General features: G+C 45.5%; 15 protein-coding genes. 6 read left to right on the top strand and 9 right to left on the bottom strand.

All coding sequences use genetic code 11. The annotated features are described in order from the left end of the window. Window positions 1–331 precede the first annotated feature (331 nt). The gene (locus FC51_RS04430; protein WP_057910964.1) at window positions 332–1,003 is read left to right on the top strand and encodes a phosphatase PAP2 family protein; all 672 of its coding nucleotides are present in this window, start codon (window positions 332–334) and stop codon (window positions 1,001–1,003) included. Next, window positions 993–3,539 carry a YfhO family protein gene (locus FC51_RS04425; RefSeq protein ID WP_057910963.1) on the top strand — a complete coding sequence of 849 codons (2,547 nt, stop codon included), beginning with the start codon at window positions 993–995 and terminating at the stop codon, window positions 3,537–3,539. Before FC51_RS04430 ends, FC51_RS04425 begins: the two co-directional genes overlap by 11 nt. A gap of 77 nt (window positions 3,540–3,616) precedes the next feature. On the opposite strand, the gene FC51_RS04420 is transcribed toward FC51_RS04425, so the two are convergent. After that, entirely contained in the window at window positions 3,617–4,801 is a 1,185-nt protein-coding gene (locus FC51_RS04420; protein ID WP_057910962.1) for an SAM-dependent methyltransferase, read from the bottom strand. Between the two features lie 92 nt (window positions 4,802–4,893). After that, window positions 4,894–5,334 (bottom strand): MerR family transcriptional regulator, encoded by a 441-nt coding sequence (locus FC51_RS04415; RefSeq protein ID WP_057910961.1) that lies wholly within the window; start codon window positions 5,332–5,334, stop codon window positions 4,894–4,896. A 243-nt stretch (window positions 5,335–5,577) separates the two neighbouring features. Here FC51_RS04415 and FC51_RS04410 point away from each other — a divergent pair, with 243 nt between their 5' ends. After that, complete coding sequence (locus tag FC51_RS04410; protein WP_081038404.1) at window positions 5,578–7,050, top strand: MDR family MFS transporter; 1,473 nt, start codon at window positions 5,578–5,580, stop codon at window positions 7,048–7,050. Then, window positions 7,050–7,766: a DUF4811 domain-containing protein gene (locus FC51_RS04405; protein WP_057910960.1), complete on the top strand. Its 717-nt coding sequence runs from the start codon at window positions 7,050–7,052 to the stop codon at window positions 7,764–7,766. Before FC51_RS04410 ends, FC51_RS04405 begins: the two co-directional genes overlap by 1 nt. 85 nt (window positions 7,767–7,851) lie before the next feature. Here the strand turns inward: FC51_RS04405 and FC51_RS04400 are convergent, their stop codons facing one another. Beyond that, a complete protein-coding gene (locus tag FC51_RS04400; RefSeq protein WP_057910959.1) occupies window positions 7,852–8,436 on the bottom strand; it encodes a peptidylprolyl isomerase in 585 nt (194 codons plus the stop codon). 154 nt (window positions 8,437–8,590) lie between these two features. On the opposite strand from FC51_RS04400, the gene FC51_RS04395 reads away from it, so the two are divergent. After that, the gene (locus FC51_RS04395) at window positions 8,591–9,844 is read left to right on the top strand and encodes an MFS transporter (RefSeq protein WP_057910958.1); all 1,254 of its coding nucleotides are present in this window, start codon (window positions 8,591–8,593) and stop codon (window positions 9,842–9,844) included. 81 nt (window positions 9,845–9,925) lie between these two features. Beyond that, window positions 9,926–10,969: a zinc-binding dehydrogenase gene (locus FC51_RS04390; RefSeq protein ID WP_057910957.1), complete on the top strand. Its 1,044-nt coding sequence runs from the start codon at window positions 9,926–9,928 to the stop codon at window positions 10,967–10,969. Window positions 10,970–11,040: 71 nt separating this feature from the next. On the opposite strand, the gene FC51_RS04385 is transcribed toward FC51_RS04390, so the two are convergent. From FC51_RS04385 to FC51_RS04360, 6 genes are all read right to left on the bottom strand, one after another. Beyond that, window positions 11,041–16,614 carry a KxYKxGKxW signal peptide domain-containing protein gene (locus tag FC51_RS04385; RefSeq protein WP_057911210.1) on the bottom strand — a complete coding sequence of 1,858 codons (5,574 nt, stop codon included), beginning with the start codon at window positions 16,612–16,614 and terminating at the stop codon, window positions 11,041–11,043. 251 nt (window positions 16,615–16,865) lie between these two features. Beyond that, window positions 16,866–19,082: a heavy metal translocating P-type ATPase gene (locus FC51_RS04380; protein ID WP_057910955.1), complete on the bottom strand. Its 2,217-nt coding sequence runs from the start codon at window positions 19,080–19,082 to the stop codon at window positions 16,866–16,868. Window position 19,083: 1 nt separating this feature from the next. Then, on the bottom strand, window positions 19,084–19,527 hold the full coding sequence (locus FC51_RS04375) for a CopY/TcrY family copper transport repressor (RefSeq protein WP_057910954.1): 444 nt from the start codon (window positions 19,525–19,527) through the stop codon (window positions 19,084–19,086). Window positions 19,528–19,746: 219 nt separating this feature from the next. Next, complete coding sequence (locus tag FC51_RS04370; RefSeq protein ID WP_057910953.1) at window positions 19,747–20,241, bottom strand: GNAT family N-acetyltransferase; 495 nt, start codon at window positions 20,239–20,241, stop codon at window positions 19,747–19,749. Window positions 20,242–20,380: 139 nt separating this feature from the next. Next, window positions 20,381–21,196, bottom strand: a complete 816-nt coding sequence (locus tag FC51_RS04365; RefSeq protein WP_057910952.1) for a hypothetical protein — start codon at window positions 21,194–21,196, stop codon at window positions 20,381–20,383. A gap of 26 nt (window positions 21,197–21,222) precedes the next feature. Beyond that, window positions 21,223–22,146 carry a GH25 family lysozyme gene (locus FC51_RS04360; RefSeq protein WP_057910951.1) on the bottom strand — a complete coding sequence of 308 codons (924 nt, stop codon included), beginning with the start codon at window positions 22,144–22,146 and terminating at the stop codon, window positions 21,223–21,225. Window positions 22,147–22,173 lie beyond the last annotated feature (27 nt).

The raw sequence follows: 22,173 nt of genomic DNA, 5'->3' as shown, positions 1-22,173 counted from the left end.
AAATTTGAAGGCATCAGGGGCTGGGCCAAAAGTATTAACTTTGACTCAGCCTCTTTTTGTTGATTTCATACTATCAGCGACAATCAGCTGATCCCAAAATTTAATCCCATCAATCAATCATTCCAAGACCAGGAACAATTGATTGGCGGGATTTTTTGAGGACTGGCGCTTCTATCACCGCCCCCGTATTAATAAGTGTCATTCGACGGCGACTATTCTGAGAATTTATCAGAAACCTCTTTTTTGATGCCAGTATTACTAAGGACTCTGCGACAGTAGACTGACCATATATCATTAAGGGTTTCAACACTTTAAGAATGGAGGCGCAGAAATGGAATCCACATCATTAACCAAGCATCCCTGGCTCACAACCGGATGGGTCTTATTCGCGGGCATGGCCGTTTTAGTCTTCTTTCAAAATGCCCAAGCTTACTTTTTGGATCGCGACATATTAAACCGTTTTGAGCAGCTCATCACCCCAGAACGGACGGCTTTCTTCAAAGCGGTTGCGTTCACAGGAAGTCCACTCGTCACCATTCCCACGGCAATCATCATTGGCGTGATTTTCTGGCGGCTTAAACAAGTCAATATCGCCATGTTGATCCTGATGATGACAATCACTGGAAACGCTGCCGGCCTCATCATGAAATTGATCATCCAACGCCCACGTCCCACAACAATGCTCGTTTCGGAAAGTGGTTTTAGTTTCCCTAGTGGACACGTTGTCGGATCTGTCATTTTATTGTTTGTGATCATCAAATTTGTCTGTCCAAAAATCTCCTCTGTTAGAACACGATTTTTCGTAGTGACCATGCTGCTTTTATGGCTGACATTGGTATGCGTCTCACGATTATACCTTCAAGTTCACTATCCTTTTGATGTCTTGGGCGGCATGTTGTTTTCGACATTATGGTGTGCCTCTGCCTTAGCACTTTTTAATCGAGAACAGGCCAACATGAAACAACGGGCGCATCAGAATCGAGGCATGAATCATGAACCTTAAATTAACCCGCACAAATATACTCATGATGTCGGTTCTGTCCGGAACAATGGCGCTGATTGTCCTGGGACTCATTCTGGGATTGAATGGGATTGTGCCATTTGGCAATCGCAGCCTGTTGGTCGGTGATATGGGCGCACAATATGTGCCCTTTTTATCGTTTTTCAAGCACACATTGGCAACCAGCCAGCTCACCCCGTTTTCGTTTTCAATCGGGGTTGGCGAAAATGTGGTGCCACTGATCGCGTACTATCTTTTAAGTCCGTTTAACCTCATCACCTTGTTGTTTCCAACCAGTCAGCTTCCGGTGGCCATCACGATTATCTTCATGCTTAAAGATGCGTTCATCGCAGCAACAACCAGCTTCTTTCTGGCGAAACATTTTAATCGACTCGATTGGCTGAACCCTGTATTTGCGCTCGCGTTTAGCCTGGGCGGTTTTATCACGGCCAACTTTATCAATATCATGTGGTTGGACGGGTTGATTTATTTACCACTGGTTTGCTATGGGATTGATCGCATCAAGGCAAGTCACAGCTCGTGGCCCTTATTTTTATGGCTAACTTTATGTATCATGACCAATTATTACATCGGCTACATGATTGGCATCTTCACGATTATTTACGCGATTGACGTGATGATTTCGACCCAATCTCAATTGCCGTCAGGAACCAAGTGGTTGCCAGCTAACTGGCCATTTATCAAATCGTTTGCCTTCACGGAACTTTGTAGTGTCCTAACCAGCCTGGTCGTCCTATTACCCACGGCACTCGGCATGCTGCAGACGGCCAAAATAGTCCCGTCAGCCGATAACAATTTGGTATCCGTATCCAAGCCCCAATTTGGTTTCGAGTTTCTCTCGCAGCTTGGAATGGGTGGACAGTCATACACTAATCGTCTCTTTCATGCCCCAGCGATCTTTGCGTCGACGGCAATCGTGATTCTGGCATTTGCCTACTTCTGTCATCCAAGAATTCCCCGGGAACACAAGATTGGCACAGCAGTGACGCTTGGAATTCTATTTTTTAGCATGTTGATTGGCCCAATTAACCTGGTTTGGCACATGATGAGTCAACCATCGGGTTCTCCGTTTCGCTATTCATTTTTACTGAGCTTCATGCTGATAATGATTGGCTATGAAGCATTAATTAATCAGCCAGCCGGAATTAAGACCCGGTATAAATTAGCGATCCCTGCGCTCATCACATTACTTTTAATCATCGGTTATGGGGACATAAAGTTGAATCACGCAAACGCCTATCTGTCCCTTCAACCAAATTCACTTCACATGCTTTTGGTCAACATCATTTTGGTCATGATCTACTCAGTTATTTTATTCAGTACGATTACAAACCTCAAAAGAATGACCGTCGGCGCGCTGATCGTCACAGAACTAGGAGTTAACTTCATGAGTACCTTGGCAACCGAGCCGTTTGCCAGCCAATCTAAATACACGGCCACCTATAATCAACAGCGCCGAGAACTGGCTGGTTATACCAACCCGCAAACCCGCCTTTTCCGAATTGGTCAGCAGCAAACAGCCCTTGCGCCGGCATTTAAAGAGACCTATTACGGTTACAACGATGCCCAAATCTTTAACTACAACGGCGTCCAGGAATATAGTTCAACGTTGCCCGAACAAATGCGGGAAACGTTGAAAATGCTGGGTCTTTACAGCAAGAATCAACGGCGGATAAACTTTGCTGGCAATACCACGATTTCTAAACTGCTGTTGGGTGTTAAATACAACCTCAACCAAAAGGGTCAGATTCAACCAAATTCAAGTTACGTTGGCATGGGCTTTCCCGTCAGCAATCAGTTCGTTAACCTCAAACTAAGGTCCGGATTTATTTTCACGAACTTGGAAAATATCTTGCAAACGATCTCTCCGTCTTCCAATTCGTATTTGCTAAAAGAGACCATTAATCAAAGTTCAAGGACAATCACTCATTCCGGCACTCGTTATTCATTAACGGTTTTCCCAAAGTTGAGTGGTCCACTTTACTTTGATACGTCTGATGCGTCGTTTGATTACTCATCCATTAAGGTCGACGGCAAGCGTTTGGGAAACATCTCCGACCCACTTCACAAACGATACATTATCAAGCTTGGCACATACCGCCAAGGAGTTCCAATGACGATCCAATTTCTCAGCCACAGTCAATCAGCGTTGAAGAAGGTCAATTTGATTACCTTGAACACACAGGCATTTTCACGAGTAGTCTCTCAACTCAAAAAAAACTCATTTATGCCGACCTACCGAAATAACCAAGTCAGTGGATCGGTGACCCGGACAAGTCCCAATCAGCACTGGCTGTACACGTCCATTCCTTATGATTCGGGCTGGACAGCAACGGTTAACCGGCAGCCGGTTAAGGTGGTCAAAGTTTTAGGCGACTTTGCCGCCGTGCCGATCACCAGCACCACAAATCACGTCGTCATGCGTTACCACATCCCTGGCCTGATAGTCGGGTGCATTTTGTCCCTACTGGGGTTGTTGCTGTACCTTAACCAAATGATTGTGAAGCATTTTAAATAGGTGTCAAAGCAAAAGAGGTCGGAGCAAAACACTAAGTCTTGCCCCGACCTCTTCTACATACTATTTTTACTTATTACTTATTCACCGTCAGCTTGATAAACATACTGACGCGTCATTGGCAAACCAGTTCCACTAGGGGAATTAGTCAGCAGGTACTGCATGACGTCAATGTTTCCGGCTTCAAATGAAGCGGCACTGGCTTGGAGATACATCCCCCACATTCGAGCAAATGGCACGCCGTACTTCTCTTTAACGTGATCAATCACCTTCATGTAGTTGGCGTACCAAATTTCAAGCGTCTTTTGGTAATGACGGCGCAATGGTTCCAAGTCGCTCATCTGCATGCCGGCATCCATAATGTGCTTCATGTTTTCAGCAACGTTAGGAATGTAGCCACCGTGGAAAATGTATTCGTTTAAGAACGGATCAACGCCGGCGCCTTCATGTTGGCCGGTGATTCCGTGAATCAAAGCGCGCCCTTCAGGCTTCAAGAAATCGTGAACCTTCTTGAAGTAAAGCCCCAAGTTTTCCTTACCAACGTGTTCGAACATCCCAACAGAGGTCACATAATTAAATTGGCCTTTCACTTCACGGTAGTCTTCAAGTAACACATCAACTTTTCCTTCAAGGTGACGTTCTTTGATTTGTTGCTTGGTGTAATCGTATTGTTCCTGGCTCAAAGTAATTCCGGTCGCATTCAGACCGAAGTCTTCGGCAGCCATGAACAACAACGTTCCCCAGCCGCTTCCAATATCAAGTAAGGTGTTGCCTGGTTGGGGATCAAGCTTATGCAAAATATGGCGGTCCTTGTTCAACTGTGCCTGTTCCAACGTATCGTCATCGTGTTCAAAGTAGGCACATGAATACGTCATCGATTTGTCGAGCCAAAGTCTGTAAAAGTCGTTTCCGATGTCATAATGTTTTTGAATATCACTTTCACTGGCCTTCTCTGAGTGAGAAATCCGAGGTAAGTGCTTCAAAAATGGATTGTTGGTTAAGAAACTGTGATCCGCCCGGAATGCGGACGCAACCAACTCTTGAATACTGCCATCGATTTCGATATCGCCGTTCATGTATGCTTCGGCCAATACCAAAGTTGGCTTGGCAGTCATTTCTTTTAACGGAATTTGTTTCTTGATTTCAATCTTGGCTTTGGGTTCACCTTCCCCATAGGTTTCAGTCTTGCCATCCCAGTATGTAACTGAAACTGGGATATCAAACGCATGGCTCAATAATTCTTTGTAAGTAATTTTTTCTAACATGAAATTCCCTCCGACACATTTTTAATAATTACAGTGTAACGCTTATAGGGGTACAAAATGCAAGCATAAAGTTAATTAGTTTCTCAAAAACTTTACTTTTCCACCGGTACAACCTTGAAGTCCGTCCCATCTTTTTTAACAATCGCGTATAAAATGGTTTTCTTGCTGTCATCTAGATAACCCAGGTTAACGGCCGGACTGCCATCAATAGTGGCCATTCCTTCAAAGCGGTCAAATAACACCTGCTTGAGTAATTTGAGTTCACGACTCTTTGATTCCGCTTTTTGGGCCGCAACCGCCAGCGTATAGCCTTGGTCTAACAGCAGTTTCATTTGATAGACCTTCATCAGCATACTATAAGTAAACTTACGGTTTTGCCCCTTGCCCTGCCGGCTTTCAATATAGCCTTTGCGTTCCCAATAGCGAAGCTGGGTCTGTGAAACACCCGTTGCATTGGAGACATCGCCAATTCCTAAAAGCCAATCGTTATCCTTAATAATTTGAGCCAGCTTTTGCTGGAACTCTTTGTCCAAAATGATCCCTCGTTTCTAAGGTTAAAGTTATCCGTTCGAAAATGTAATTGTTTCCATTGCCTTAATGTCGGCATTTTGTTTATTAAATCGTCTGATACTTATATGAACTTTATTAACATCAAGTATATATTTTTAAATATGTTTGTCAAGATGCTTGACAACGAAGCCAAATCATCTTATATTAGTCCATGTTCAATTTTTCGAAAGAAATCAAAAATTTAGAGACAAAGAAGGTAATCAATCGTGGGTAACGCAGTAGATAAAAACGGAAATTCATATAACCGTGGCTTGATGATCATCGTTATTCTGATCGGAACATTCTGTACGGTTCTGAACCAGACGGTTCTCTCCACCGCATTTCCGACCATTATGAAGGCATTTGATGTCAATACATCAACTGTTCAGTGGTTAACAACCGGATTCATGCTGGTTAACGGAATTATGATTCCTGTTAGTGCTTGGCTAAGCACAAGATTTAATTCAAAATGGTTATATATTGGTGCCATGACAGTTTTCTTTGTCGGTACAATTGTCTGTTACATCGCGCCAAACTTTGGCACCTTGTTGGCCGGCCGTTTGATTCAAGCATTAGGTGTTGGCGTGACCATGCCATTGCTTCAAACGATCATGCTGTCAATCTTTCCACCTGCCAAACGAGGAACGGCCATGGGGCTTGCCGGAATTGTAATTGGTCTGGCACCAGCGATTGGCCCAACACTTTCCGGATGGGTCATTGATAACTGGACTTGGCGGGATTTATTTGGAATGATCATTCCATTGATGTTCGTTGTAATTCTTGCCAGCTTCTGGTTCGTCAAGAGCGTTTTGGATAACAGGAAGACAAGCATTGACCTACTTTCTGTCGTCTTATCAACGATTGGATTTGGTAGCTTGTTGTACGGCTTTTCATCCGTTGGAGACGATGGCTGGGGCAGCACAACCGTTATTTCAACGTTAGTCATCGGGGTTATTTTCATCAGCTTATTCGTCTGGCGTCAACTTGTCATGAAGACACCGTTCTTGGAATTCCGGGTTTATCGCTCTGTTCCATTTACCGTATCGGCCATCTTGAGTTCCGTCACGATGATGTCAATGGTTGGTGTTGAAATGGTCATTCCACTTTACTTACAGATTGTAAAAGGAATGTCGGCCTTTCATTCCGGACTGACCTTGTTAGCCGGAGCGTTAATGATGGGAATTATGAGCCCGATTACCGGTCGAGCCGTTGACCGCTTCGGAGCCAAACGCCTCTCAATTCTTGGAATGACTTTGTTAACACTTGGATCGGTGCCATTTATCTTCATTACAAAAAATACGTCAACCTTGTATATCGTCGTCTTCTACGCAATCCGGATGTTTGGGATTTCCATGTCGATGATGCCGGCCACAACCGTTGGGATGAACTCATTGCCAATTAACCTGTTGAGCCACGGAACTGCGGTTAACAATACGCAGCGTCAAGTTGCCTCTTCAGTCGGAACGGCTGTCTTAATCAGTATTTTGACAAACGTCACCAAGAGCAACCAACCCGCAAAGAGCATGTTGACTTCCAACCCATTGGGCTATCGAGATCACATGATCAACGCAACATTGACCGGTTATCACGCTGCGTTTGCCATCTCACTTGTCTTCTGTGTCCTGGCTTTGGCAACCGCATTCTTCTTAAAGAATCGTGGTCAATCAAGCGACTACACTAAAAACGGAGGTGAAGATTAATGATCGTAGTTACCCTAATTTTGGGCGTTCTTTTCGCCTTCATCTTCTTCATTTACATTAACAATAAGCCGACTGCCTATATCTTAACGGCATTGTCACTTCTTGTTGCGATCACCTCAATGGTCTTCATTATTAAAAATGATCGGGACCACTATGGAATGCACCAAGTCACAACTTCTGTCAGCCAAAAAATCTATCCCGTTGGCAGCAAGCAAATGAAAATGTTTCTCTATCAGCCAATCGGTACCGCCAATAAGCATCAGGTCTATATTTATCAAAAGTCTGAAAATGCGAAGAAACAGTCGCATACACAAACGACGGATACAACCAACAAACTGGTTAAGACCAATGGCGACAACCGAATGGTTACTAAAACCACTCGTTGGGAATACACCAGCGGGACCACCAAATTATGGTTTGGCATTTCTGGTGAAGGGCACAAATTTGTCAAGCGCCAAAACGTTATCTATGTAAATAACGACGTGCAAGTCCTTTCCGTCCCACAAGCCAAGGCTCTTAAGAAAGTCATGGCAAGCAAGTCATACCAAGCAAAGCTCAAGGTTCAAGGCAAGGCGTTCGTCACAAAACAAGTGACGGCTGCCATGAAGAAGAACCCAACCATGTCGGCCGCCGACCGGACAAAGGTCATGAAGCAGGCCCAAGCAGAGTTCCAAGCAAACGCGGTTTCAAATATTTTGAAACAAATTAAGAAATAGTCTCCTCCAATTAAAAAGTATTGAATTAGCTGGTCACAAACCAGTCAATTCAATACTTTTTTATTTATCGATTAAATTAAGACAGCTATTTGTCGATAACGACCGATTCCATAATTACATCGTCTTTTGGCTTGTCCTGAGCATTGGTGTCAACCTTGCTAATTTCTTTCACAACGTCCATGCCGGAAATGACTTGGCCGAAAACTGTATGCCTGAAGTCAAGCCAAGGTGTCCCGCCATTCTTGTAAGCATCGATAATTTCTTCAGGATACCCAGCGGTTTTCATTTGAGAAACCATGCCGTCATCAACGTGCTCGTTGGTGACAATGAAGAACTGGCTGCCGTTGGTATCCGGACCCGCATTGGCCATTGACAGCGCACCGTCGATGTTAAACAGTTCTGGTGAAAATTCGTCAGCAAAGTTGCCGCCAAAGCTGCTTTCGCCACCCATTCCGGTACCGGTTGGATCGCCACCTTGAATCATGAAATCAGGAATCACACGGTGAAAAACAACCCCGTTATAGTATCCCTTTTCAGCAAGGGCAACGAAGTTTTCAACGGTCTTGGGTGCCTGTTCCGGGAACAATTGAACCACAATCTCACCATGGTTGGTTTTAATGGTTGCCTTGGGTCCTTTGGCGTTTGCTAAATCTAATTGAGGTAAAGTCATCTTGTCTCTCCTTTAAGTTTGCTTTTGGTATCTTAAGTGAGCTTATCACAACCGCCTGTCAATGTCAGTCACTTTGACGGTTATTCGCCAACTTTAGGCTAATTACGGTAGAATATGGATAACCATTATTTTATGAAATATCGAGGAAGTTGCCATGAGGGTTAAACAGGAACATTGGCGTCGAAATATCTATTTATTTTTAGTCAGTCAATTTTTGACGGGTATCACCAGCATGATCGTCCAGTACGCAATTATTTGGTATCTGACAAAGCAAACGGGCTCCGCAACAATTTTAAGCATTGCCACGATTTTGGGAATGCTGCCGATGGCGTTGTTAAGTCCATTTGTCGGGCCACTGGTTGATCGCTGGAACAAAAAGGGCTTATTAATTGTGCCTGATGTCGTCGCGGCCATGTTTGCCATCGTCCTGTCAGTCTCCGGCGGCGTCTTTCACGTCTTTCCAATCTGGCTGATTTTTGTGTCGCTGTTAATGCGATCCATCGCTCAAACCTTTCAAATGCCCACGATTCAATCAGTCATGCCGACAATGGTCCCCGACGAAGAACTGACTAAAATCAACGGCCAACTGGGAATGGTCCAATCCGCTAACATGATGATTGCCCCGGCACTGGGGGCATTCTTATTTGCGATCATCCCCTTACAGTTTTTGATTTTACTTGACGTGTTAGGCGCCATCCTTGGAATCAGCATTTTGATTTGGGTTCAAATTCCCAACAACGAAAAAATTGATGCGGCTTTACACATGCTCCACAACACCAAATTAGGCCTCTTAGACCTTATGAAAAATCGTGGACTCTGGTACATTACCATTACCGGTGCCGTCTTTACACTGCTTTATATGCCCGCTGCCAGCATGTATCCACTGATGACCATGAAATACTTTCAAGGAACCGTCGGCCAAGCCGGGTTCATTGAAGCCTTATATTCCGGGGGCATGCTGGTTGGTGGCGCCATTATTGGCATTTGGGGCAACTGGCGGGACCGAATGAAGCCGGTCATTATCGCCTTTTTCCTGATCGGCATTCCAACTGGCTTGAGCGGCTTGCTGCCAGGAAACCAGAGCGGGTTTTGGTGGTTTGCCATTTTAAACGTGATTGAAGGCATTGCGACCCCATTTTTCAATACCCTGTTAATGGCCATGATTCAGCAAAGCTACCCTTCCAAACAATTGGGTCGGGTCCTTGGCGTTCTTAATTCGCTGATGAGTCTGACCGGCCCGATTGGATTGATTTTTGCCGGGCCGCTTGCCGATGCAATTGGCGTTGAAATGTTATTTGTCATCGCAGGAGTTGGCACGGTTATCTGCGGTCTCGTAGCGATCATGACGCCTTTGATGCGCACATATGACATTGAACTTCAGAAACGTTTGGAAGCTCATTCAAAATAATTTTCAAATCAGCTTGCCTTGAAGTTCACTTTAAGGTTTACAATAACGTCGTAAGTCAAAACAAGATGAGGAGATATGAAAATGAAATCAACATTATTTGTTAAACCAGGAAAAGTTGAAATTACTGAAATTGATAAACCCACGATTCAAGCTGACGATGACGTTATTTTACACATTGTCCGTGCCTGTGTCTGTGGATCTGACCTCTGGGCCTACCGTGGCTTAGAAGAAAAGGATGCCAATTCTGAGAACAGTGGTCACGAAGCGATTGCGATTGTTGATCAAGTTGGAAAAGACATTACAACTGTTAAACCCGGGGATTTTGTGATTGCACCGTTTACCCACGGCTGTGGTCACTGTGCTGCTTGCCGTGCCGGCTACGAAGGCAGTTGTCAAACCCATCGCGACAACTTCAGTTCAGGCTATCAAGCCGAATACGTACGTTACCAACACGCTGAGTGGTCATTGGTCAAAATCCCCGGCCACCCGGAAGATTACAGCGATGGTATGCTGAACTCACTTCTGTCACTGGCTGACGTGATGGCAACCGGCTATCACGCAGCCAGAGTCGCCAATGTTAAGCCAGGCGACACTGTCGTTGTTGTCGGTGACGGTGCGGTTGGGCTATGTGGTGTCATTGCCGCTCAAATGCGTGGTGCCAGCCGAATTATTGCCATGAGCCGTCATGAAGACCGACAAAAGCTCGCCACCGAATTTGGTGCAACGGATATCGTGGCTGAGCGTGGTGACGAAGCCGTTGCCAAAGTCATGGCCCTTACAAACGGTGCCGGCGCCGATGCCGTTCTTGAGTGTGTTGGCTCAGAACTCTCAACTGAAACCGCCATGAATGTTGCCCGCCCAGGCGCAATCGTTGGTCGGGTTGGCTTGCCACACACCAAGAAGTCCGATCCGAACAGTACTTTCCGCCGTAACTTAGGCGTTGCCGGTGGCCCTGCTTCAGTAACCACTTACGACAAGAGTGTTCTCCTAAAGGCCGTTCTGGATGGCGAAATCCACCCGGGAAAAGTCTTTACCAAGCGATTTAGTCTTGATGAAATTGACGATGCTTATCAAGCAATGACCAAACGTGAAGCCATTAAATCACTGGTGATTGTTCAAAACTAGTGAACCATCATTCAAATTAAAAACGGCGCCACACCTGGATTATCCAAGTGTGGCGCCGTTTTGTAATTGACTTAATCGTCTTCTTTACGTTTCTTCTGACCAAATCCAATCCAGGCAAACATTGCCATTAAGATCATCCCAATTACCGATAGTTGGTGATCAGTCTGATTTTCACCAGTTTGTGGTAATTTTTCCTGGCTGGCTGTTTGAGCAGCTGGCGTTTGAGTTGCTGCAGTTGCAGCCTGGCTGTCATCATGAACCACCTGACTTGGGTTCTTAACCGTCAGTTGATCATCGACTTGCTGCTTGGTTGCTTGCGTTTCACCTGGTTGAGTGTCATTGGTTTTTGGTGTCTTTTCTTTTACTTCGTTAACAATCTGTTGTGGATCGTTACTTGGCGTTTGAGGAGTGCTTGGTGTAGGGGTATTTGGTACATTTGGTGTATTTGGGGTACTTGGTGTTGACGGAACAGTTGGCACATCCGGTTTGTTTGGATCAGGTGTATTACCACCACCTGGGACAACCGGCTTGTCGACCTTCTTTGGTGCGATCGGCGCGATTGGCGCACTTGGCTCATCAAGGCTCGGTGTGTATTCTGCGACCACGCCCTTATTTGGTTCAGGCGCCGTTGGTTCATTCACATCAACGACCTGGTTGCCAGTTTGAACTGGTGCAACCGGCACTTCAGGAGCTTTGGAGTCGTCCACTGGGCGGTCAATCTCAAGAGTGGGTTTAGCTGGTTCCTTGGCAGGATCATTAACTGCCCACACTTTGATCCCCACTTGGAGTGGTTCCGTATAGTTCAAATGGTTGGCCGCCATCACGTAGCTATTGTAGGCGATCTCTCCCGTTAATTTATCAGCCAGGTCACTAACACCAACCTGTTTTCCCGGCTCAGCATATTTGGAAATAAACGTTGATGCGGTTGGGACCGTCACGTTAAACGTAATTCCTTCGGCTGGATGACCACTAATTGTCTGGCCTGACGTTTCATCGAGAATCACTCTAAATGCCGTCACCTTCGACCAATCGGTAATCGTGTCCTGGGATTGCCAACCCACTTGATTCAGATTCCCGGCAACCGTCTGTTGACTATCCGTCGTGTAGTAAACGTTGACCTTGCCATTCCAATCACTTGGCAGCGTAATCGGTCCAGCCAATCCGGCACTGAAGGTTGATTCACGGACATCCGTTGTCGTCATGCCTTCAACTTTTCCGGCCTGTGGTAAGAAGTCCAATAAGTCTAGCTGTGTCAATTCATTATCGGTGTTCTCATTGAAATGAATCTTGACCGTGGCCTGCTTGCCGGCTTCAATTGCGACATTGTGATGATAATCGTCCTTACCGGCAGCGCTGACCATTTGACTGGTTTGAAGCATCGCATCCTTATCCAGAATGTATACCGTCCCAGAAGTAAAGAGTGGCGTCTTGGTATCAATCAATCCCGTCGTCGAACCGTCCGCTATCTTTTGCGTATTTAAAATAGTCGGCTGAAGCACATTCGGCGCTGACATGGTGTAGTTTTCTTTTTCAGTTCCCAGATTAACAAAGTTGTGGAAGACCAGATCCTTAGGTGCCCGATCATCGATGTTGACAATGACCCGTGTTCCACTGCTTTCTCCTGGCACCATAATGGATTTGTCAGGCCAAACAATCTTCAAGACCTGTTGGCCAGTCCCGTTAAAGTTATCAATGACCGAATATTGATTTCCAAATGGGATAACGCCATTTGTCATCGATGCGTCATAATCAAATGAAACCCCTTTTGGCATCACGGTGTAGGTCACAAATGGACCATCATTGGCCGCAATATTGCCGACCGATGTCTTATCCAGGATAAAGCCCAGAGTCAGTTGATGGGCGCCTGGTGAAATCACGGAGCCACCGGCTAAACTATCCAAATGGATTGCCGAAGTAATGTAACGGTCAGCACTAATGTCTCGTTTGGCGACTTCAACCGTTGAAGGTTTCAGGAACTGCCAGACAACTCCAGGCCAGCCCAGACTTCCGTCAATGGCAGCTTGTTTTTCCTGGTCATCTTTGGCTAGCCAACGATCCATTCCGGCAACAACGTCGGCGTCTGACATCCAATTTTCCAATGACACATAAGTTCTGGCATTCGACCAGCTGACTTTCGGTGTCATTTGGTGGGTAATTGTCCCTGGTTCGGCGTTTAATTTTAAGACGGTCCCAAAATAGATTCCGCCATTGATGCCGTATGGTGCCCAAGAACCTGCGGGAAGTCCACCTTCCTCAGGTGATTTCAAAACATCCCGTTTGAAAATTGTTCGTTGCTTGCCATTCTTGTCGATAATAGTTTCTTTTTCGTTTTGATTGAATTTATACGGCAGATCTGGATATTTGTAGATACTTTCTCTACTGATGGTATCCGGGTTGCTTGGAATATCACCCATTCCTTTTTTATGCATGTACATATAGACTTCAACGACGTTCTTGGTTGGATCAAGTCCAGCCGCTAAAAGCTGTTGGCGGTTGACGTAAATGAAACTGCTCGATCCCTCACCACTAACTGCATAAATTGGGGCACCATTTTGATCTTTTTCAACATCCTGGGTGACAGTTGGCAAGTTCTCAAATAACACGTGATACTGGTTTTCGGCATCGCCCTGGTATTTCACCGCCATTGTCAAATAAGGATTTTCCTGAAGATAAGTCCATTGATTTCTGGCCCCGGTCGGCGCTTTAGAACTTTTGACATTTCCGGTTGGCTGATAAACAAAATTGTGAATAATAATCTGGTTCAAATCTTCTCTGGGGTCAATCGTCTGATGAAGCGCATAGTAGTTGAAATCCCGTAATCGTTCGCTTTCCGGTAACTCACCGTCAACATCACTTGACATAAAGATTGGCACCAGTGTGTCATAGAATTTTAACAGCGCATTTGAATCTGAATAAACTTGCGGATCCGGATTCAACAATTTGATTCCGGCAAGGTTACCAACACCATCGGCCGAACCGTAATGCGCCATTGGAACCCAACTTCCGTATGGAATATTCCAAGTTGCCGGGTCATGTGGCAGGACCATGGTGGCGGCAATTTTGTTGGTATTTTTTTGCGTCACTGGTTGACCACCAAGAAATGTTAAGCCAATTCCAACATCCGTTTTGACCCATTGGAAGTTCTCAGCGGTCTTGTCAACCTTGGCAATCACTTGGAACTTCATGGTTTGATCATTGGCCAGTTGTCCAGCAATGTCAGCGGCCTTAAAGGTCCACTTCAAAATAGTAGCTGGCGTGCCGTCAGGAAGCTCACCCTTTGAGATTTCGGGTGGTGTATCTACCAACCCGTTTTCAGGTGTCGCTTTGGTCAGCCCCACGTAACTCTGTGAACCGGCAACGTAGTAATAAATGTCAATTGGCGTATCAGGTTCGAGCAGCCCCACTTTTGGTTGAGAAGTTGGGATACTTACGATGACGTTCCAAATCGCCGTATCACCCGGCGCCGGATTCTTGTATTCCTTGCCAAACTCGTCTGTATAGGTGTTTGACGGTTGATTGGTAATCATGGCGGTATTTGAAATCGCCAATTGTTGGTTAGCGTTTACTTGGACCGGATTTTGAAGCTCATCGGCTTTAAATGAAACCCCCATCTGGACAACTTGATTGTTTGCCAGGCTCGCTTTGTCGGTCAAATACGAGTAGTGAAGGTCCTGAGAAAGTCCGCTATCAAGGGAATCCCAATGATACGTCAACGTTTTTGTGGTCGCATCGTAAGTTGGCGTGGTCCCGCCAATTTGATAACGACTCAAATCACTGGTGTCTACCAGAATCCCAGCATCTTTGGGGAAGCTCACCACTAGGTCAGCGTTCGTATAAATCGTGCGAATGCCGTTGGCGTCAAAGTGAAGGTTAAATACCCCGTTATCGCCGATATTGACCATTTGATCGGTCGTACTGAGCTGTAACCCAGGCAGAACCGGGTTGGCCGTCTTTTCAGGCAAACTTTCAGCAACGGATTGTTCAAATTTCATCGCTTTGGCATAGGCCTCATCCCAAATTTTCTTTTCAGCCTGGTAGTTTTTCAGCTCGATTTCGTACTGTTCATTAAGTGCTGTTAATCGATCAGCCAGCGTATCATACGCCCCTTGGGCAACACTGTATCGCTCCGCCAAAGCATCATGGGCGGCTTTAACCGTTTCATAATCAGCCTTCAGCTTATCAAATTCGGCTGTTTGGTTGATAAAATCAACGCCCGCTTTGGTAAATTGGTCCTCAAGAGTCGCAAAGGTACTATGCGCTTTTTGGTATTGGTCCTGAAGCGCTGTGTACTCACTATTAATCGCAGCAAATTGCTCATTAATTTGTTTTTGAGTTGCGTCGGCATTTTTAAACGGTTGCTGTAAATCAGCAACTTGTTTTTTGACTGCCTCATAGGTTGTTTTAACATTTTGAAACTCGGTGTTGGTCTTATCGTAATCGGCCTTGGTAGAATTGTAGCGCTCAACAATCGTATTAAATTGGGCGTCAGTTTGGCTGCCTTGACCCTTTTCATACTCAGTTCGGGCTTGTTCGTAGGCCTGGCGGGCAGTTTCGTATTTCGCCAATGCGGCGTCGTAAAGACCCTTTTGAGCGGTCTCGCTTGCCACGGCTTCTTCAGCCTTATTCTTAGCAGCCGTGTAATCTGCCGCTGTCTTTTCGTTCAAAGCTTTCAGCCGATCATATTCGGTTTTCTTGGTTTCATAAGCGGTCTTTGCAGCTTCATATTCTGCTTTGGCTTGATCATAACCGGCTTTGTCTTTACCATATTGATTCTGGTTATTCTGATAGGCCTCGCTGGCTTTGTTATAAGCAGCCAATTTGTCCTTGTAGACAGCTAATTGTTGGTCATAGTCACTTTTGGCCTGACTCAGCTGATTGGTGATAATCCCGTACAATTGTTTACTACTGTTATAAACGTTGACCGCCTGATCGTAGGTCAAATCATCAGCATTAACCGGTTGATCTGCAGTGGCTTTCTGGGTATCTTCCGTTGTTGCCGCTGTTTTTTGATCATCGGCTTTTTGATCCTTGGCAGCTTGATTTGTCGATACAGGTTGAGTCGTTTGTTTGGTTGTTGTGGCGTCATCATTTGTTTGGTTGGCTTGCGGCGTACTTTGCTTGTTCGTCGCCTGATCGTTTGAAGCCTGTTGAGCACTATTGTCCGGCGTTTTTTCGTCTTTTACTTGTTGAGGTTGTTGAGTGGACGTAGCCGGTTGCGCATCATTCGTCTTTGCTGAGCTCTCACTTGGAGCTGTCTGTGATACTGGCTGTGCAGCTGACTTCACCTGCGAATTTGTTGCAGAAGTCGCAAACTGGTCCTGCTGTGTGGCCGGCGTCTTTTGATCAACGGAGGCTACTGCAGTTGCAGTGGGTGTTGATTCGGTGGGTTGTGCTGATTGTGTGTTGACTGTTGGCGCTGTTGCTTGAGTCGTTGCTTTGGCCGTTGTAGTATTCGCAGCCGTTGTGTTTTCCGTTGTCGGTACCGTTTCGGCACTGGCCTGTTTAGCCATCCCCATTTGGCTACCGACTCCGAATGCTGCAATCGTTAAGCCGGCGATCATCCATTGCTTGCCAGCCTTATACATTTTAAAATGCTTTGCTGAAACGGTGGTTTCCTGAAGCATCTTTCGTCTTGAATGACTCATTTTAAATCCCCTCCATATTGTCAGTACCTATCAAATACTGAACAACGTGTCCCTCTTCTTAGCAATATAGGTATCATTTATTTGACAATGTAATTATAGCAGGGGTATAAAAATAATGCATCAGTAATGATTGTACGCCTATATGATACGTTTTCACGCTTTTTTACATTACAAACCCATTATCAGAGGACGAAAAAACAGAACGGTTATGGAAAGCATACCCGTTCTGTTAATCATTAATGATGATATTTTTAGTTGTTTTGAATTTTTTCAGCCGTTAATCCCATTGCATTAAGCGCAACGATAATCGTCGACATCGCCATAACAGCAGCTCCGACAGCTGGGTCAAGAATGATGCCCGCAAATGCTAGAATTCCAGCGGCAAGTGGAATGGCAACGATGTTATAGCCAGCTCCCCACCAGAGGTTTTGAACCATCTTGCGGTTGGTAATCTTGGCTAAATCAAGGAAGTGGAGAATATCACTTGGCTCTGATTTGACCAGAATCACGTCAGCGGAATCAATCGCAACGTCGGTTCCGGCACCAATCGCGACCCCAATATTGGCTTCTGCCAAACTAGGCGCATCGTTCACACCATCACCAACCATCATGACGTGGTTGCCTTTTGCCTGATAGTCACCAACGATCTTTTGTTTATCGTCAGGCAACAGGCCGGCATGAAACTCATCGAGGCCCAGCAAATCGGCAACGTGTTCAGCAGCCTTTTGATTATCTCCTGTCAGCATCACTGGTGTAATGCCACGTTTCTTCAAACCGGCAATTAACGCTTTGGCACCTGGCTTAATGGTATCTCCTTCAGCCACCATTCCCAGAACCTGGTTGTCGGAAAGTAAGAAGCTGACCGAATTTCCCTTTGCGGCCCATTGATCGGCAACCGTGGTGTCGAATTTAAACCCATTCTTGGTCAAATAATTGCCATTAACAATTGTGTACGTCGTTCCGTTAATCTCGCCGGAAATGCCAACTCCGGGGATGTTCTGCGATTTTTCAGCTGCAATAACCTGAACACCCTTTTCTTCTGCCTTAGCCAAAATTGCTTGGGCCAGCGGATGCGTTGAGTTGCTTTCAAGGGCTGCTAAATCGCTTAACAAACTGGTTTCGTCAACGCCATCGTTTGGCACGAGGGCGTTCACAGTAAACTTCCCTTCAGTCAGCGTCCCCGTTTTATCCAGTAAGACGTGGCTAATGTGTTGGCTGGCTTCAATTGCCTGCCGATTTCGGACAAGCAGACCATTTTGCGCACCAATGGAAGTTGATCGCGCAACTACCAATGGAATGGCAACCCCTAATGCATGGGGACAGGCAATCACAAAGACGGTGACCATCCGGGTTAAACCAACGGAGAGCCCCTGTGGCAGCCAAGCGAAAAAGGCAATGATTCCAACAGATACGGCAGCGTAGAACAAATATTTGGCAACCAAATCGGCGCGGTCCTCGGCTTTTGACTTGGACTTCTGCGCTTCTTGAACCATTTTCATCACTTGTGATAGGTAGCCGGATTCACCGGTACCGGTAATTTCAACGGTCAGGGTGCCGTTATTATTGGTTGCCCCGCCAATCACTTTGTCGCCAACATTTTTGGTAACTGCGGCGGATTCACCGGTAACCAAGGCTTCATTGACAGTCGATTGGCCATTGATGATTGTTCCGTCGGCTGGAATGCTTTCACCGGAGCGAACTTGAAACTTTTGGCCAACCTGTAAGTCAGACACTTCTACATCCTTGGTTTGACCATCATCCGTCACCAGGTGCGCCGTCTTTGGAAGTAACGCCGCCATCTTTTCAACCGCATCACCGGCACCCATCACAGCGTTCATTTCCAACCAGTGGCCCAGCAACATGATTAAAATCAAAGTGGCCAGTTCAAACGAAAAGTCCATCACGTGGGTAGCCGGATTTAAGAAATTATTGGCGATGAATGCGTAAATGCTATAGAAATATGAAACCGAAATTCCTAATGTAATCAAGGTCATCATTGCCGGCGCCTTACTTTTAACTTCAGCGCCAGCGCCCTTTAGAAACGGTGCCCCACCATAAAAGTACAGGGCCGTGTCAAAGAGCAGAATCACGATGCCTTCGATCAGGGGTGCGTGGAAATTGAGGATCGAAACATTCAATCCCATAATTGGTGCCAGCAGCAAGACTGGAATGGCCAAAACAACCGATACCCAGAACTTCTGCTTCAAATTTCCCATATGCATCATCTGACCGCCATGCATCATCATGTCGCCACCCATGTCCATATTATCGTGATCCATACCGGACATATCCATGTGGTCCATCTTCGAATGGTCCATGCCGCTCATATCATGATGTCCCATCTTTGAATGGTCCATGCTGCTCATATCGTGATTCATCTTAGAATGATCCATGCCATTCATATCATGATCCATATGATCCATTTTTGAGTGATCCATATCATTCATGTCATCCTTCATATTTGCCATTTCAACCATCCTCCTCGCATGTCATTTTCCCTGGTAAACAGTTGCACTGCACCATATCTGGAGCGGTCTTTTCTTTCTCAGCCAAAATCCGCTGTAATTCCGCAATATCTTTTTTCGAAAGTTCCCGGGTCTTAATCACTTGAGCAATCGTTGACCCGGCCCTCATCGCACACATATGGTCGAATAAGTCATCGGCTGCAGCAGACATCGATTCTTTTTCACCAACAACCGGTTCGAACGTGTATGGGCGCGTATCTCCAACCTGTTCAACCGCCTCTTTTTTAATCAATCGATGAAGCAGCGTCTTCGTGGTTGAGTCCGACCAGCCCTGAAGCTCAGCCATTGCATCAATTAATTCACGGCTGGTTGGTTGGCCCATCGTCCAAATTGCCCGCATCACTTCCCACTCAGAATCGGTAATGGTTACATTTTTTGCATCTATCATATTAATTAACCTCATTTTTTAATTTAAAGTTTACATTTGTAACTCTTAACAACTACTAGTTTACAGATGTAGCTTAGAAAATGCAAGCATCTGTCTAAATTATTTCAAATAAAAAGCACGGAACCCATTGGCACCGTGCTTTGACTGACTCATTATTGTTTCTGAATCTGATATTGTATTTTAACCGGGTCCGTCTTATTTACCAGCCACTCCAATCAGTTAAAAATGTTTGCCCAAAATGTCTAAGCTCCGACGCTTCCCGTCCATTTCCGCCACATCGGGAAGATGCCCCCACACCTCAAAGCCGTTGTGTTTAAACAGCTTCTGGCTTGGGGTATTATGACTAAAAATAAAGGCCACCAACCCGTCAAGCCCCAAGTCAGGGAGTTGTTTCGTCACGAAATCAATTGTCTGTTGTCCTAATCCCCGGTGACGAAAATTCTCATCGATGTAAATGCTGATCTCAGCAGTTTTGTGGTATGCCGGCCGGCCGTAAAAGGACTCCAACCCGACCCAACCGGCGATTTGGGTTCCATCCTTCATAACCCAAAGTGGTCGCGTATCAGGATTAAACGCGTTAAACCAAGCTTGTCGTGACGCCACGGAAACCGGTTCAAGATCAGCGGTTGCCAGGCGACTGGGAATAATTTGGTTATAAATTTCAACAATTCTTGGCAGCTGTGCTTGAGTTGCCATTTCATATCGGATTGACATTGAGACTTCCTCACTTTTTAGATTCATGTAGTCATTTTATGCTAACAAGCAACTTGTTGCAATGTCGGAGTCACCAACCATTCGGGCGCACAAAAAAACAGGCCTCCATCATCCGGAAACCTGATTATTCATATCTTGCTTATTTCATGCTGGCTGCCATTTTAATCGCAGTCGCTGGATCGTTGGCACGGAGGCGGTAGACAACACTGCCATTTTGCCAGGTAATCACTTGTGATTGACTACCCACATTGAATTTAACAACGCCCTGGGTATTTGGAGCCGGCAAGGCATAATTTTCAAACATTGACACGCTTGAAACAGCTAACTTCTTAGGCGTGGTATTGTTAACTGGACTTCCGTGAACGCTGATCGACCAATTCCCTTCATTCCAGGAAATATACTGCTGGCCGGCGCCTGATTGGGTGTGTCCGACAATCGAATGGCCAAGGTCAACCTTTGGCAGGCCCTTAATCTCTGAGGCAGCTGTGTAATCCAAATGACTCTGAGCCTCAGATGATGATGAATAGCTTCGTTTACTTAATACTGCGTAAGGTGTTTCGCTTTTAAGACTTGGATCATTCAACGCCAATGCGCTGTCTCCAAGGCTATAGTAAATGTTACTGTTCGCAGAATTTCCGTTGTATCTGATATGGACATTTTTCGATGTGTCGCTCAAGCCAGAATTCTGTGGTAATAATGTATCACTCAATTTGCTTGAAAGATCCTTGGTCAACGATGAGAAATCATACGATTGACTATCGGATTGTGCGTGATTGGCACTTGAAGTGCTGGATGCAGAAACAGGTTGTTGGCTCGAACTGCTGGCGGTACTGCTGGAATTTTGCATATCGCTTTTGGACGCATTGTTAGAACTTTGCTTACTGGAATTGCCATTACTACAGCCGACAAGAACCAGACTCAGTAATAAAACGCCACCTAATTTATAAAGTTTCATGATTGACCTCCAGGTTGTTGTCCAGATTACTGAACATAATTCTTATTAGCAGTCAGATAACGCCCGTCTGCTGTTTCAAAATAATACGATCCACTGGCCCGTTTATGCACGGAGCTAACGGCAACCTTTGTCCCGGCGTTGACTTTAACGACCCGATTGGCTTTTTTAAAGCTCGTTGAATCATATAAATAAATCTTCTTAAGGGCCTTAACGCTTGTCACAACATCAGTGAAATAGGTTGGTTGAGCAACGTCTTCAGACTGCGCACCACCGATCCACCAAGTGATTGGCTTGCTGGAATTTAAAATTGTGCTGGCGTCAACTGACTCCTTCAATGCTGGAACATACTTTTTGTTGGTGTATTGCCAAAGATCCGTTTGAATAGTTGGTCGCGACGAGTAATTGGCGATCCACTGCGCATCAAAACTCTTACGCGCAGTATTGGCATGTGCCGTCGCAAATGATTGATATGAGTAGAAAACAAGCTTCTTGCTGGTCAGTGAACGCATTTGATTATACCACGCCTTTACGGCAGCGTTCGTCGTTCCAGAAGTGACGTCGTTTTCTTCATAGTCAAGGACATAGAACTTAGCGTCCTTGTTTGAGTGTTGATAAAAAACGTTGGCTTCATTGCGGGCACTGGCGGCACTGGTGAAAGTTGCGTAATCGTATTCGCCAAACGGAATCCCGTATTGATCATACAAATTTGTATTGTTCGTCGCATACTTATCTTGGTAATTGGCACCGTATTGACGCCGATTAATGATAAATGAAACCTGCCCCTTTAAGTTGGAAACTTGGGTGCTGGTCAGTTTACCCTGCCACTCGGAAATATCTGGAATGATTGTTGTACTTGCAGATGCTTTGACGCCGCCAAAAAACGAAATTGACAGGATAACCGTCAGCACCGAAAGAATCATAATTCTAACCTTTTTATTTAATGCACCCATTCTAAAACCACTCCACATTTCTGTTAA

Source organism: Lentilactobacillus parabuchneri DSM 5707 = NBRC 107865 (assembly GCF_001435315.1).
GTDB lineage: Bacteria > Bacillota > Bacilli > Lactobacillales > Lactobacillaceae > Lentilactobacillus > Lentilactobacillus parabuchneri.
This window is presented reverse-complemented; position numbering and strand designations above follow the sequence as displayed.